The 15,125-nt window shown below is 60.1% G+C and carries 13 protein-coding genes; 9 read left to right on the forward strand and 4 right to left on the reverse strand.

Features of this window, described 5'->3' with window-relative positions; genetic code table 11:
* Positions 1-77 precede the first annotated feature (77 nt).
* From lon to CRX69_RS03435, 4 genes are all read right to left on the reverse strand, one after another.
* Positions 78-2,492, reverse strand: coding sequence for an endopeptidase La (gene lon / locus CRX69_RS03420; protein WP_047227497.1), 2,415 nt, complete (start codon positions 2,490-2,492; stop codon positions 78-80).
* A gap of 150 nt (positions 2,493-2,642) precedes the next feature.
* Positions 2,643-3,956 carry an MFS transporter gene (locus CRX69_RS03425; protein WP_047227498.1) on the reverse strand — a complete coding sequence of 438 codons (1,314 nt, stop codon included), beginning with the start codon at positions 3,954-3,956 and terminating at the stop codon, positions 2,643-2,645.
* A gap of 172 nt (positions 3,957-4,128) precedes the next feature.
* Positions 4,129-5,370, reverse strand: a complete 1,242-nt coding sequence (locus CRX69_RS03430; RefSeq protein WP_107321547.1) for an HlyC/CorC family transporter — start codon at positions 5,368-5,370, stop codon at positions 4,129-4,131.
* Between the two features lie 12 nt (positions 5,371-5,382).
* The gene (locus CRX69_RS03435; protein ID WP_047227500.1) at positions 5,383-6,195 is read right to left on the reverse strand and encodes a cytochrome C assembly family protein; all 813 of its coding nucleotides are present in this window, start codon (positions 6,193-6,195) and stop codon (positions 5,383-5,385) included.
* A 207-nt stretch (positions 6,196-6,402) separates the two neighbouring features.
* On the opposite strand from CRX69_RS03435, the gene ffh reads away from it, so the two are divergent.
* From ffh to thrC, 9 genes are all read left to right on the forward strand, one after another.
* Entirely contained in the window at positions 6,403-7,779 is a 1,377-nt protein-coding gene (gene ffh / locus CRX69_RS03440) for a signal recognition particle protein (protein ID WP_047227501.1), read from the forward strand.
* A 251-nt stretch (positions 7,780-8,030) separates the two neighbouring features.
* Positions 8,031-8,282, forward strand: a complete 252-nt coding sequence (gene rpsP / locus CRX69_RS03445; RefSeq protein WP_003198088.1) for a 30S ribosomal protein S16 — start codon at positions 8,031-8,033, stop codon at positions 8,280-8,282.
* Between the two features lie 5 nt (positions 8,283-8,287).
* Positions 8,288-8,824: a ribosome maturation factor RimM gene (gene rimM / locus CRX69_RS03450; RefSeq protein ID WP_107321548.1), complete on the forward strand. Its 537-nt coding sequence runs from the start codon at positions 8,288-8,290 to the stop codon at positions 8,822-8,824.
* Positions 8,806-9,615 carry a tRNA (guanosine(37)-N1)-methyltransferase TrmD gene (gene trmD / locus CRX69_RS03455; RefSeq protein WP_171061421.1) on the forward strand — a complete coding sequence of 270 codons (810 nt, stop codon included), beginning with the start codon at positions 8,806-8,808 and terminating at the stop codon, positions 9,613-9,615. Before rimM ends, trmD begins: the two co-directional genes overlap by 19 nt.
* Positions 9,616-9,624: 9 nt before the next feature.
* A complete protein-coding gene (gene rplS, locus CRX69_RS03460; protein WP_003175895.1) occupies positions 9,625-9,975 on the forward strand; it encodes a 50S ribosomal protein L19 in 351 nt (116 codons plus the stop codon).
* 131 nt (positions 9,976-10,106) lie between these two features.
* Positions 10,107-11,003, forward strand: coding sequence for a site-specific tyrosine recombinase XerD (gene xerD / locus CRX69_RS03465; protein WP_047227504.1), 897 nt, complete (start codon positions 10,107-10,109; stop codon positions 11,001-11,003).
* A 321-nt stretch (positions 11,004-11,324) separates the two neighbouring features.
* Positions 11,325-12,056, forward strand: a complete 732-nt coding sequence (gene dsbC / locus CRX69_RS03470; RefSeq protein WP_076386216.1) for a bifunctional protein-disulfide isomerase/oxidoreductase DsbC — start codon at positions 11,325-11,327, stop codon at positions 12,054-12,056.
* Between the two features lie 132 nt (positions 12,057-12,188).
* Complete coding sequence (locus tag CRX69_RS03475; protein WP_047227506.1) at positions 12,189-13,493, forward strand: homoserine dehydrogenase; 1,305 nt, start codon at positions 12,189-12,191, stop codon at positions 13,491-13,493.
* 103 nt (positions 13,494-13,596) lie between these two features.
* Positions 13,597-15,006 carry a threonine synthase gene (gene thrC, locus CRX69_RS03480; protein ID WP_047227507.1) on the forward strand — a complete coding sequence of 470 codons (1,410 nt, stop codon included), beginning with the start codon at positions 13,597-13,599 and terminating at the stop codon, positions 15,004-15,006.
* Positions 15,007-15,125 lie beyond the last annotated feature (119 nt).

Raw genomic sequence — 15,125 nt, forward strand, 5'->3', positions numbered from 1 at the left:
ACATGTTGTGAACAACACAAAGCCACTGTGGGAGCGAGCCTGCTCGCGATGAGGCCCGCACAAGCGCTACAGGACTATCAGAACAACACCTTGGCCACATCGGCAAACCGCTTGGCGAAGTGCACGGTGACGCCTTCCTTGAGGTAGTCCGGCAGTTCTTCGAAGTTGCCCCGGTTGGCTTCCGGCAGGATCAGCTCATTGATTTTCTGCCGTCGCGCTGCGATCACTTTCTCGCGCACCCCACCAATGGGCAGCACGTGCCCGGTGAGGGTCAGTTCGCCGGTCATGGCCACGCCTTTTTTCGGCGCCTGGTTGCGAGCCAGGGACAGCAAGGCGCTGGCCATGGTCACCCCGGCACTCGGACCGTCCTTGGGGGTGGCGCCTTCCGGTACGTGCAAGTGAACGAAGGCTTCGTCGAAGAACTTCGGATCGCCGCCAAACTGCTTCAAATGCGAGCTGACGTAGCTGTGGGCGATTTCTGCTGACTCTTTCATCACCTCCCCCAGTTGCCCGGTGAGCTTGAAGCCGCGATTGAGCGTGTGGATGCGCGTCGCTTCGATCGGCAGCGTCGCGCCGCCCATGCTGGTCCAGGCCAGGCCGGTAATCACACCGATGCCGGACAGCACTTGCTCGTTGCGGAACACCGGCTTGCCCAGCGATGCCTCAAGGTCCTTGGGCCCGAGCTTGATCACGGCTTTCGGGTCATCGATCAGTTTCATCACCGCCTTGCGCACCAGCTTGCCCAGCTGTTTCTCCAGCTGCCGCACCCCGGCCTCACGGGCATAACCGTCGATCAGGGCCTTGAGGGCGCTGTCGGTGATATTCAGGCTGCCTTTGGACACGCCGGCCTTGGCCAGTTGTTTGGGCCACAAATGGCGCTTGGCGATGGCGACCTTCTCTTCGGTGATATAGCCGGACAGGCGAATCACTTCCATCCGGTCCAGCAGCGGGCCAGGGATCGAGTCCAGGGTGTTGGCGGTGCACACGAAGAGCACTTTCGACAGGTCCAGGCGCAGGTCCAGGTAGTGATCGAGGAATTCGACGTTCTGCTCCGGGTCGAGGGTTTCCAGCAAGGCCGAGGCCGGATCGCCCTGGTAGCTCTGACCCATCTTGTCGATCTCGTCGAGCATGATCACCGGGTTCATCACTTCGACATCTTTAAGCGCCTGCACCAGCTTGCCCGGTTGAGCACCGATGTAGGTGCGCCGATGGCCCTTGATTTCGGCTTCATCGCGCATGCCGCCGACGCTGAAACGGTAGAACGGCCGACCCAGGGTTTCGGCGATGGACTTGCCGACACTGGTCTTGCCCACCCCCGGCGGCCCCACCAGCAGCACGATGGAGCCGCTGATTTCGCCTTTATAGGCACCCACGGCGAGAAACTCGAGGATGCGGTCCTTGATGTCCCCCAGCCCGGCATGGTGCTGGTCGAGCACCTTGCGCGCGTGCTTGAGGTCGAGCTTGTCCTGGCCATACACGCCCCACGGCACCGACGTCGCCCAATCTAGGTAATTGCGGGTGACCGCGTATTCCGGCGAGCCGGTTTCCAGGATCGAGAGCTTGTTCATTTCCTCTTCGATGCGCTTTTGCGCCTGGGCCGGCAAGTCCTTGCCCTCCAGCCGTTGCTCGAATTGTTCGATATCGGCGCTGCGATCGTCCTTGGTCAGCCCCAGCTCCTGCTGGATGACCTTCAACTGCTCCTTGAGGAAGAATTCGCGCTGATGCTCGCCAATCTTGTTGTTGACCTCGGCAGAAATCTCCTTCTGCAGCCGCGCGACTTCAACTTCCTTGCGCAGCATCGGCAGCACTTTTTCCATGCGCTTGAGCATGGGGACGCAATCGAGCACTTCCTGCAACTCACTGCCGGTGGCCGAGGTGAGTGCGGCGGCAAAGTCAGTCAGGGGCGACGGGTCGTTGGGGCTGAAGCGGTTGAGGTAATTCTTCAGCTCTTCGCTGTACAGCGGATTGAGTGGAAGCAGTTCCTTGATCGCATTGATCAACGCCATGCCATAGGCCTTGACCTCGTCGGTCGGCTCGCTTGGCTGGTGCGGGTATTCGACTTCCACCAGGTACGGTGGGCGATGGTGCTTGAGCCAGGTGCGGATGCGCACGCGGGTCAGACCCTGGGCAACGAACTGCAGTTTGCCGCCTTCGCGACTGGCGTGGTGCACCTTGACCAGCGTGCCATACAGCGGCAGCGCTGAGGTGTCGAAGTGGCGCGGATCTTCCTGGGGCGTGTCCATGAAAAACAGCGCCAGGGAATGGTGTTCGGATTTGGCGACCAATTCCAGGGTTTCAGCCCAAGGTTCCTCATTGACAATGACCGGCAGCACTTGGGCCGGGAAGAACGGGCGATTGTGGATTGGAATGATGTAGACCTTGTCCGGCAGGTTTTGGCCGGGCAGGGCCAGGCCGGTGCCGGAGGAGGTGTGTTCGATGTGTTCGGAGTCGGCGTAATCGTTCGTGGCTTCAGTAGAGTGCTGGTCGCTCATGGGGCACCTGCGCAATGGAGTATGGGTCTTAGATGGGGCAGGTGAGGGGTGGTTTCAATGGTGGGCGATTGTTAGCTGTTATTTCATTGCAAGGCATTCAGCCTTGTGACAGGTTCGGTGCGGGCCTGTTGCCGGACCCGCACCGAGGGTTCAGGCGACCCTGTTCAAATCGTTATGGCGCGTCTCTTTCAGGCACAGTACCGCGATCACGCTGAGCACCGCGGCCCCCGAGACATAACCACCGACGTAGCTCAAACCGCCCATTGCCACCAGTTTCTGGGCAAAGAACGGGGCGGCCGAAGCGCCGACGATGCCGCCCAGGTTGTAGGCGGCCGAGGCGCCGGTATAGCGCACATGGGTGGGAAACAGCTCCGGTAGCAGGGCGCCCATGGGGGCGAAGGTCACGCCCATCAGAAACAGCTCAATGCACAGGAACAGCGCCACGCCCAAGGTTGTGCCCTGGGTCAGCAAGGGCTCCATGAGGAAACCCGAGGCAATTGCCAGTACGCCCCCGATAAGCAATATCGGTTTGCGGCCGTAGCGGTCGCTGGCCCAGGCCGACAGCGGCGTCGCGGCGGCCATGAACAGCACCGCAAAGCACAGCAGGCCGAGGAAGGTTTCGCGGCTGTAGCCGAGGGTGGACACACCGTAGCTCAGGGAAAACACGGTCGAGATGTAGAACAGCGCATAACACACCACCATCGCCGCGGCACCCAGCAACGTCGGCGCCCAGTACTGGCTGAACAGCTCGACCAGCGGAACTTTCACCCGTTCCTGGCGGGCCATGGCATCGGCGAAGACGGGTGTTTCATGAAGCTTGAGGCGCACATAGAGGCCGACGATCACCAGCACCGCACTGAGCAGGAACGGGATGCGCCAGCCCCAGGAACGGAACTGCTCGTCGTCCAGGGTCATGGCCAGGGTCAGGAACAATCCGTTGGCCGCCAGAAAGCCGATCGAGGGCCCCAGTTGGGGAAACATACCGAACCAAGCGCGTTTGCCCTTGGGCGCGTTCTCAGTGGCGAGCAACGCTGCGCCACCCCATTCACCGCCCAGGCCCAACCCCTGGCCAAAGCGCAGCACGCACAACAGGATCGGCGCCCAGGCGCCAATGCTGGCGTAACCGGGCAGTACGCCGATCAGCGTGGTACACACACCCATCAGCAGCAGGGACGCCACCAGCGTGGACTTGCGCCCGATCCGGTCGCCGAAGTGGCCGAACAGCGCCGAACCCAGCGGGCGAGCGAGGAATGCGATGCCGAACGTCAGGAAGGACGAGAGCATTTGTGCCGTGCCTGAGGTTTGCGGGAAGAACACCGGCCCGATCACCAGGGCCGCAGCCGTGGCGTAGACGTAGAAGTCATAGAACTCGATGGCCGTGCCGATGAAGCTTGCGGTCGCCACGCGGGTGGCGGAGTTCGTCGGCGGGGCAGACACAGCTTCGTTGCAAGTGGTCGTTGTCATGCGGTTATCCCTGACAGTCATGTGCTCCGTTGGAGCTAATTATTATGGTCGAACTCCCTCGGCTCGCTGGCGCGCGCTGGATAAGCGGGTTGAGTATAGGAAGGGGGCTAACGATTCAACAAGAGAGCCCGTACACAATAGTGGCGCTTGCGCACAACCCTGTGGCAAGGGCTTAGGACGCCAGCGGCACCGAACTGTTGTGCCACACCAGCACCTGGCTGACGCGGTTATCCACGGTTTCGATGATTTCCAGCCGATAGCGGCCGATCTTCAGGCAGACCGGGCTTTCGGGAATGGTCTCCAGTGCTTCGGTCACCAGGCCGTTGAGGGTCTTGGGGCCTTCGCAAGGCAGGTGCCAGCCCAGGGTCCTGTTCAGTTCGCGGATCGACGCGGCGCCATCGATCATGAGGCGTCCATCAGGCTGGGGATGGACGTGGGGGTTGTCGAGGCTGTGCTCGCTTTCGAACTCCCCGACGATTTCTTCAAGGATGTCTTCCAGGGTGACAATGCCCAGCACTTCGCCATATTCGTCCACCACCATGCCCAGGCGCCGTTGCTGCTTGTGGAAATTCAGCAATTGCAGCTGCAGTGGCGTGCTCTCGGGAACGAAGTAGGGTTCGTGGCAGGCAGCCAGCAGTGCTTCCTGGGTCAGGCTCGCGTCCTTGAGCAGGTGGCGGATCTGGCGGGTGTTGAGCACCGCTTCGACCTGGTTGATGTCGCTGTGAAACACCGGCAGGCGAGTGCGGCGGTTCAGGCGCAACTGTTCAATGATGTCGCCGATGGGGTCGTCGAGGTTGATGCCATCGACCTCACTGCGGGGTACGAGAATATCGTTGACGGTAATGTTGTCCAGGGCATGGATGCCGGAAACCGGATGCGGCCGACCGCTGTTGTGTTCGGGGTCGTGATCGTTGCGCGCGGGTGTGGGCATTTCATCGTCGTTTTGCTGTACCACGCTTGCCTGGCGGGCAAACGGACGCAGCAGCAATTGACTGATGCCATTCAACAGCCAGGCAAATGGATAAAGAATCTTCAAGGGCACGCCAAGCAAGGCGTTACCCAACGCCAGTACCGCATCGGGATGGCGGGTGGCCAGGGTGCGCGGCAGGTAATCGGCAAAGACCAGCAGAGCCGCGCTGGTACCGAGCCAGGCTACCAAGGGGCCGTGTTGCAGCCAGGTAAAAATTGCCAGCAGTGTTCCGATCACCACCGCGAGGGCGCGGCAGAGGGTATTGCACAGAATCAGACTGTCCCGGGGGAAACTCAGCTTCGCCAGCGGTTTGTCACCGGCGCGCGAAGCCTTGCGTTGGGCCAGCAAATGCTGCTGGGCGGCTTCGATGGCCGTGAACAGGGCGGACCAGAGGATCAGCACGACCAGTACAGCGAACAGCGGGCCCACGGGCAACATATCCATCAGAGGCGTCCGTCAGACATGCAGAATGTATTCACGAACCAGCTTGCTGCCGAAGTACGCCAGCATCAGCAGGCAGAAACCGGCCAGGGTCCAGCGAATGGCTTTATGGCCGCGCCAGCCCAGCCGATTTCGGCCCCACAGCAGTACGCTGAACACCACCCACGCCAGGCACGCCAGCAGTGTTTTGTGCACCAGGTGCTGGGCGAACAGGTTTTCGACGAACAGCCAGCCAGAGATCAGCGACAGCGACAGCAGCGTCCAGCCGGCCCAGAGGAAGCCGAACAACAGGCTTTCCATGGTCTGCAAGGGCGGGAAGTTGCGGATCAGCCCGGAAGGGTGCTTGTGCTTGAGCTGGTGATCCTGCACCAGCAGCAGCAAGGCCTGGAACACCGCGATGGTGAACAGGCCGTAAGCGAGGATCGAGAGCAGGATGTGGGCCAGGATGCCCGGTTCTTCATCGATGATCTGTACCGTGCCTGACGGCGCGAATTGCGCCAGCAGCACCGTGGCCAGGCCCAGCGGGAAAAGCAGCACCAGCAGGTTTTCCACCGGGATGCGTGAACAGGCCAGCAGCGTCAGGGCGATCACGGCCACGGCAATGAGGCTGGCGGCGTTGAAGAAGTCCAGGCCCAGGCCAATGGGCGTCATCAGGTGGGTATAAAGGCTGGCCGCGTGGCCGAGCACCGCCAGCACGCCAAGCATGACCAGCAGGCGTTTGTTCGCCTTGGCGCCGGTGGCCAGGCGGGAGCCTTGATAGAGGGTCGCAGCGGCATAAAGACAAGCGGCGGCGAGGGAGGCAAGCAAACTGGGTGACAAGGGGAGCATAAATCCTGTTAGGCAGGCCCGAAAGGCGCTGAGTTTGGCATAGAATCCCCATCGCACGAAAGACCAGCGCAACTGACGGCGAGGTGTGCGCCGGGCGCAGTCTTCGCTATAATCCGCGACCTGCCCACGCCGCAGGCTCGCCGAGCACATTTTTTACGGTCTGGGCCGCCATTATCCCGGTCTTATCTGGGCCTGAAAGGATCGCGCATGTTTGAAAACCTAACCGACCGTCTCTCGCAGACGCTGCGCCATGTCACCGGCAAGGCGAAGCTGACCGAGGACAACATCAAAGACACTCTGCGCGAAGTGCGCATGGCGTTGCTCGAAGCCGACGTCGCCCTGCCGGTGGTCAAGGACTTCGTCAATTCGGTCAAGGAACGCGCCGTCGGCGCCGAGGTGTCGCGCAGCCTGACGCCGGGCCAGGCGTTCGTGAAGATCGTCCAGGCCGAACTCGAAAGCCTGATGGGCGCCGCCAACGAAGACCTGAACCTGAGCGCCGTGCCGCCAGCGGTGGTGCTGATGGCCGGCCTGCAGGGCGCGGGCAAGACCACCACGGCCGGCAAGCTGGCGCGCTTCCTTAAAGAGCGCAAGAAGAAGTCGGTGATGGTGGTGTCCGCGGACATCTATCGCCCGGCGGCGATCAAACAGCTCGAAACCCTGGCCAACGACATCGGCGTGACGTTCTTCCCGTCCGACCTGAGCCAGAAGCCGGTGGACATCGCCCAGGCGGCTATTAAAGAAGCAAAACTGAAATTCATCGACGTGGTCATCGTCGATACCGCCGGTCGCCTGCACATCGACGAAGAGATGATGGGCGAGATCAAGGCGTTGCATGCCGCGATCAACCCGGTGGAAACCCTGTTCGTGGTCGATGCCATGACCGGCCAGGACGCGGCCAACACCGCCAAGGCGTTCGGTGATGCGCTGCCGCTGACCGGCGTGATCCTGACCAAGGTCGACGGTGATGCCCGTGGCGGTGCCGCGCTGTCGGTCCGTGCCATCACTGGCAAGCCGATCAAGTTCATCGGTATGGGCGAGAAGAGCGAAGCGCTCGAGCCGTTCCATCCCGAGCGTATTGCCTCGCGGATCCTCGGCATGGGCGACGTGCTCAGCCTCATCGAGCAGGCCGAGCAGACCCTCGACAAGGACAAGGCCGACAAACTGGCCAAGAAGCTGAAGAAGGGCAAGGGCTTCGACCTCGAAGACTTCCGCGATCAGCTGCAACAAATGAAGAACATGGGCGGCCTCGGCGGCCTCATGGACAAACTGCCGAGCATCGGTGGCGTGAACCTGGCGCAGATGGGCAATGCCCAGGGCGCGGCTGAAAAGCAGTTCAAGCAGATGGAAGCCATCATCAACTCCATGACCCCGGCCGAGCGCCGCGACCCTGAGCTGATCAGCGGTTCGCGCAAACGCCGCATCGCCATGGGGTCCGGTACCCAGGTGCAGGACATCGGTCGCTTGATCAAGCAGCACAAGCAGATGCAGAAGATGATGAAGAAATTCTCCGCCAAGGGCGGGATGGCCAAGATGATGCGCGGCATGGGCGGTATGTTGCCCGGCGGCGGCATGCCGAAAATGTAAAGAATCTGCGCCGGCTGTCATGCCGGCGTTGCCCCGCACGGATGCGGGGATCTCCAGCAAACCCGTGCTGCACGGGAGCTGACCTGCCGTTTTTCATGACGGCTCTATGGCAAATCTTGATCGCATGGCGCCAGGCGCCGGAAAAAGACATTTGCAAAAGTCCGGATATTCCTTAGAATATGCGGCCTTTCGGGCACCTATGCCCGCTGTGCATTTAGATTTGCAGCACCGACTACAGGAACGATGTTCACATGCTAACAATCCGTCTTGCCCTTGGCGGCTCCAAAAAGCGCCCGTTTTACCACCTGACCGTAACCGACAGCCGCAACCCGCGTGACGGTTCCCACAAGGAGCAGGTTGGTTTCTTCAACCCTGTTGCCCGTGGTCAGGAAGTTCGTCTGTCCGTGAACCAAGAGCGCGTAGCCTACTGGCTGAGCGTTGGTGCACAACCTTCTGAGCGTGTTGCTCAGTTGTTGAAGGAATCGGCTAAGGCTGCGGCCTGAGCAATATGAGCGCGACGCCAAAAGATGCTGATGATTTGATCGTTGTCGGCAAAATCTATTCTGTTCATGGCGTTCGCGGCGAAGTGAAGGTGTATTCCTTTACTGATCCGATCAAAAACCTGTTGGACTACAAAACCTGGACGCTCAAGCGCGAAGGTAGCGTGAAACAGGTTGAGCTGGTCAGCGGACGTGGGAACGACAAGTTCCTGGTCGCAAAGCTCAAGGATCTCGATGATCGTGAAGAAGCGCGTCTTCTGGCCGGTTTTGAGATCTGCGTGCCACGCAACCTGTTCCCTGAACTGACCGACGGCGAGTACTACTGGTACCAGCTGGTGGGTCTGAAGGTCATCGACCACCTCGGGCAATTGCTCGGGAAAATCGATCACCTGCTCGAGACCGGTTCGAACGATGTCATGGTGGTCAAGCCTTGCGTCGGCAGCCTGGATGATCGCGAACGCCTGTTGCCCTATACCGAGCAATGCGTGTTGGCCGTCGACCTTGCAGCAGGCGAGATGAAGGTGGAATGGGATGCGGATTTCTAAACGTGGCTAATTTGCGCGTTGAAGTCATAACGTTGTTTCCCGAGATGTTTTCCGCCATCAGCGAGTACGGCATAACCAGCCGCGCGGTGAAACAGGAGCTGTTGCAGCTTACCTGTTGGAATCCGCGGGACTACACCACGGATCGGCATCACACTGTGGACGATCGCCCGTTTGGCGGTGGTCCGGGCATGGTGATGAAGATCAAGCCCCTGGAAGACGCTCTGGTTCAGGCCAGAACCGCAGCCGGGGAGGGCGCGAAGGTGATTTACCTGTCGCCCCAAGGCCGTCAGCTGACTCAGTCGGCGGTACGCGAGCTGGCAAATTCGGATGCATTGATCCTGATTGCCGGCCGTTATGAAGGCATTGACGAGCGTTTTATTGAAGCTCATGTCGATGAAGAGTGGTCGATTGGCGACTATGTACTGTCTGGCGGCGAGCTGCCGGCGATGGTCCTGATCGATGCGGTTACACGACTGCTGCCTGGAGCTTTAGGGCATGCAGATTCCGCCGAGGAAGATTCCTTTACGGATGGTCTGCTGGATTGCCCGCACTACACCCGACCGGAGGTGTATGCGGATCAGCGTGTTCCCGACGTGTTGCTAAGTGGCAACCACGCGCACATCCGGCGTTGGCGTTTACAGCAGTCCCTTGGTCGGACCTATGAACGACGCGCCGATCTTCTGGAAAGCCGCTCGCTTTCTGGAGAAGAGAAGAAGCTGCTCGAGGAATATATCCGCGAGCGGGACGATAGTTCACAACGTATCGATGGTAAGTCCGACGACTTGCCTTAGGAGCACAGCATGACTAACAAAATCATTCTTGCACTCGAAGCAGAGCAGATGACCAAAGAAATCCCTACCTTTGCCCCGGGCGACACCATTGTCGTTCAGGTGAAAGTGAAGGAAGGCGACCGTTCGCGTCTGCAAGCGTTCGAAGGCGTTGTTATCGCCAAGCGTAACCGCGGCGTAAACAGTGCATTCACCGTTCGTAAAATCTCCAACGGTGTTGGCGTAGAGCGTACTTTCCAGACCTACAGCCCGCAAATCGACAGCATGGCTGTCAAGCGTCGCGGTGACGTACGTAAAGCCAAGCTGTACTACCTGCGTGACCTGTCCGGTAAAGCAGCTCGCATCAAGGAAAAACTGGCTTAAGTCCAGCTTCCGATGCAAAAAAAGCAGCCTGCGGGCTGCTTTTTTGTTGCCTGCGATTTGGTCTTTGAGCACCCTGCATCTCATCATTTCCATTTCGAGGCCGCGTACGCACGCATCCCTCATGAGTTTTTATGCCAGCCATTGATCACCCGCTGATAGACCAGTTTCTCGACGCCCTATGGCTGGAGAAGGGGCTGTCCGACAACACCCGCGATGCCTATCGCAGCGACTTGGCGCTGTTCAATGGCTGGTTGCAGGAACAAGGCCTGGAGCTGGCCAATGCCGGGCGAGAGTTGATCCTCGATCACCTGGCGTGGCGTCTGGAGCAGAACTACAAGCCGCGCTCGACCGCACGGTTTCTCTCGGGTTTGCGTGGGTTTTATCGTTATTTACTGCGGGAAAAGCTGATTGCGGTGGATCCGACCTTGCGCGTGGAGATGCCGCAGCTGGGGCGACCGTTACCCAAGTCCCTATCCGAAGCCGATGTAGAGGCGCTGCTGGCGGCGCCGGATCTCAGCGAAGCCATCGGTCAGCGCGACCGGGCCATGCTGGAGGTTTTGTACGCGTGCGGCCTGCGGGTCACCGAGCTGATCAGTCTCACGCTGGAGCAGGTCAACCTGCGTCAAGGCGTGCTGCGGGTGATGGGCAAAGGCAGCAAGGAGCGTCTGGTACCCATGGGCGAAGAGGCAATCGTCTGGGTTGAGCGCTACATGCGCGATGCGCGTCATGAACTGCTGGGCGGGCGCCCCAGCGACGTGCTGTTTCCCAGCCTGCGCGGCGAGCAGATGACTCGCCAGACCTTCTGGCACCGCATCAAGCACCAGGCCAAGGTGGCTGGGATCGGCAAGTCACTGTCCCCCCACACCTTGCGCCATGCCTTCGCCACGCACCTGCTCAACCACGGCGCCGACTTGCGTGTGGTGCAGATGCTGCTGGGCCACAGCGACCTGTCCACCACTCAGATCTACACCCATGTGGCTCGGGCGCGGTTGCAGGATCTGCACGCCAAGCATCACCCCCGAGGCTGAATGAAGATCCCTGGATTGATGAGTACCCGATAGCCCATGTGGGAGCGAGCCTGCTCGCGATGACGGTGGCGCATTCAAAATCAATGCAAGCTGACCCACCGCTATCGCGAGCAGGCTCGCTCCCACAGGGAGTTGTGGTGAGCGCCAGATATGTGAACCCACGCCAGCACACAGAAAAAAGGCATCCATATGCCTTGTATCACCGGCATTCGGCCATGCGGGCCTTATGTGGTAGGCTTTGCCGGTTTGCACAGTGGGCGGTTGGAACCCGAATCTGCCGGTCGGCGTTCCCCGTCCCATTTGTCCGTCTCAGGAGCTCCCATGCGTTTGATCCAGATGTTCACCGCCGCCGCCATTGCGTTGGCCAGTACTGTTGCCATCGCCGACGACGCGGCCGACAAGGCTATCCGCAAGAGCCTGGAAAACCTTCAGATGGAGGTGCCGATCGAAACCATCACCGCCAGCCCCATGTCCGGCCTGTATGAAGTCAAGCTCCAGGGCAGCCGCGTGCTCTACGCCAGCGCCGACGGTCAGTACATCGTCCAGGGCAACCTGTTCGAGCTCAAGGATGGCAAGCCAGTCAACCTCACCGAGAAGACCGAACGCCAGGGCATTTCCAAGCTGATCAACGGTATTCCTGTTGCCGAAACCGTGGTTTACCCGGCGGTCGGTGAAACCAAGTCCCACATCACCGTGTTCACCGACACCACCTGCCCGTATTGCCACAAGCTGCACGCCGAAGTGCCGGAGCTGAACAAGCGCGGCATCGAAGTGCGCTATGTGGCGTTTCCGCGCCAGGGCCTGGGTTCACCGGGTGATGAGCAGTTGCAGGCGGTCTGGTGCTCCAAGGACAAAAAAGCGGCCATGGACAAGATGGTCGATGGCAAGGAAATCAAGGCCGCCAAGTGCGAAAACCCGGTTTCCAAGCAGTTCGCCCTCGGTCAGTCCATCGGTGTGAACGGTACGCCGGCCATCGTTTTGGCGGACGGCCAGGTGATTCCGGGCTACCAGCCGGCGCCACAAGTCGCCAAACTGGCCCTTGGCGCCAAATGATCATGGGCAGTGCGTTTATGAAGATCTCGGCTCGGCGAAAACCTTCGTCGGGCCGTTAAACACAAAGTCGCGTTGCTGCGCGGCTGTATTTCACGGCCGACCTTGCGTCGGCCGTTTCATGGGGAGTCAAGAGTGAATCCGGTCAAAGTAGGCATCTGTGGGTTAGGTACCGTCGGTGGCGGCACCTTCAACGTACTTCAGCGCAACGCCGAGGAAATTGCTCGTCGTGCCGGGCGTGGAATCGAAGTGGCACAAATTGCCATGCGCACGCCAAAGCCTCAGTTCCAGACGACCGGTATTGCGATTACCAACGATGTCTTCGAAGTGGCCACGAACCCTGAGATCGACATCGTCATAGAGCTGATGGGCGGCTATACCGTTGCCCGCGAGCTGGTACTCAAGGCCATCGAGAATGGCAAGCATGTGGTCACCGCGAACAAGGCGCTTATCGCTGTTCACGGTAATGAGATTTTCGCCAAGGCGCGGGAAAAGGGCGTGATCGTTGCGTTCGAAGCCGCCGTGGCCGGTGGCATTCCGGTGATCAAGGCGATTCGTGAAGGCCTTTCGGCCAACCGCATCAACTGGGTCGCCGGGATCATCAACGGCACCGGGAACTTCATTCTCACCGAGATGCGCGAAAAGGGTCGCACCTTCGAAGACGTGCTCGCCGAGGCCCAGGCCCTGGGTTACGCAGAAGCCGATCCGACCTTTGACGTGGAAGGCATCGACGCGGCGCACAAGCTGACGATCCTGGCGTCCATCGCCTTTGGTATTCCGCTGCAATTCGACAAGGCCTACACCGAAGGCATCACCAAGCTGACCACTGCTGACGTGAACTACGCTGAAGCCTTGGGCTACCGCATCAAGCACCTGGGCGTAGCCCGTAGCACGGCCAGTGGCATTGAGCTGCGCGTGCACCCGACCTTGATCCCGGCCGATCGCCTGATCGCCAACGTCAACGGTGTGATGAACGCTGTGATGGTCAACGGCGACGCCGCGGGCTCCACGCTGTTCTACGGCGCTGGCGCCGGCATGGAACCGACCGCTTCCTCGGTGGTGGCCGACCTGGTGGATGTGGTGCGTGCGATGACCTCCGACCCGGAGAACCGTGTGCCGCACCTGGCTTTCCAGCCGGACTCGCTGTCGGATCATCCGATTCTTCCGATCGAAGCATGCGAAAGTGCCTACTACCTGCGTATCCAGGCCAAGGACCACCCAGGGGTACTGGCTCAGGTGGCGAGCATCCTTTCGGAGCGTGGTATCAACATCGAGTCGATCATGCAGAAGGAAGTCGAGGAACACGATGGCCTGGTGCCGATGATCCTGCTGACCCACCGAGTGGTCGAGCAGCGCATCAACGACGCGATCACCGCGTTGGAGGCTCTCCAGGGCGTCGTCGGGCCGGTGGTCCGTATCCGCGTCGAACACTTGAACTGAAGCAGCTACAAGCGACGAGCTGCACGCTACAAGTTAAAAGCAACCCCGCTTTACTTGTAGCTTTCAGCTCGTAGCTTGCAGCTCAAACCAAAGGTTTGCCCCTATGCGCTATATCAGCACCCGCGGCCAGGCACCGGCCCTGAATTTCGAAGATGTCCTGCTGGCCGGCCTGGCCACGGACGGCGGCCTCTATGTGCCGGAAAACCTGCCGCGTTTCACTCAGGAAGAGATCGCCTCCTGGGCCGGCTTGCCGTATCACGAACTGGCCTTCCGGGTCATGCGCCCGTTTGTCACCGGCAGCATCCCGGACGCCGACTTCAAGAAAATCCTGGAAGAGACCTATGGCGTCTTTTCCCACAACGCCATCGCGCCGTTGCGTCAGCTCAACGGTAACGAATGGGTGATGGAGCTGTTCCACGGCCCGACCCTGGCTTTCAAGGACTTCGCCCTGCAATTGCTCGGTCGTCTGCTGGACTACGTGCTGCAAAAGCGTGGCGAGCGTGTCGTGATTGTCGGTGCCACTTCCGGCGATACCGGTTCGGCCGCCATCGAAGGCTGCAAGCATTGCGAGAACGTCGACATCTTCATCCTGCACCCGCACAACCGTGTCTCGGAAGTGCAGCGTCGGCAGATGACGACGATTTTCGGCGATAACATCCATAACATCGCCATCGAAGGCAACTTCGATGACTGCCAGGAAATGGTCAAGGCCAGTTTTGCCGACCAGAGCTTCCTCAAAGGTACGCGGCTGGTCGCAGTGAACTCGATCAACTGGGCGCGGATCATGGCCCAGATCGTTTATTACTTCCACGCGGCCCTGCAACTGGGCGGCCCGGCCCGTTCGGTATCGTTCTCGGTGCCTACGGGTAACTTCGGCGATATCTTTGCCGGTTATCTGGCGCGCAACATGGGGCTGCCGATCAACCAGTTGATCGTCGCCACCAACCGCAACGACATCCTGCACCGCTTCATGAGCGGCAACCAGTACGTCAAGGAAACCCTGCACGCTACGCTGTCGCCGTCCATGGACATCATGGTGTCGTCGAACTTCGAGCGCTTGCTGTTCGACCTGCACGGTCGCAATGGCGCGGCAATTGCCGGCCTGATGGACAGCTTCCGGCAGGGCGGTGGTTTCAGCGTCGAGCCTGAGCGCTGGACCGAAGCGCGCAAGCTGTTTGACTCCCTGGCGGTGGATGATGCGCAAACCTGCGAGACCATTGCCGAGGTGTTCGAGCAGAGCGGTGAATTGCTCGATCCACATACGGCCATCGGTGTGAGAGCCGCTCGTGAGTGCCGTCGCAGTCTGGACATTCCGATGGTGATCCTGGGCACTGCTCATCCGGTCAAGTTTCCGGAAGCGGTGGAGAAGGCCGGTGTAGGAAAAGCGCTCGAACTACCCGCACATCTTTCTGATTTGTTTGAGCGAGATGAGCGTTGCACCGTGTTGCCCAATGACTTGAAAGCCGTGCAGGCCTTTGTCAGTCAGCATGGCAACCGCGGCAAGCCTCTCTGAGCGCTGAAACCTGTCACATTTTGAAGCCCGTCTCCTGACGGGCTTTCTTGTTTCTGCATGCCAAACTGATCGGGTTTTCGCCCTTGGAGGGACGGGCGAGTAATCTCGAAGGATATGCA

The organism is Pseudomonas rhizophila (assembly GCF_003033885.1).
Taxonomy (GTDB): domain Bacteria; phylum Pseudomonadota; class Gammaproteobacteria; order Pseudomonadales; family Pseudomonadaceae; genus Aquipseudomonas; species Aquipseudomonas rhizophila.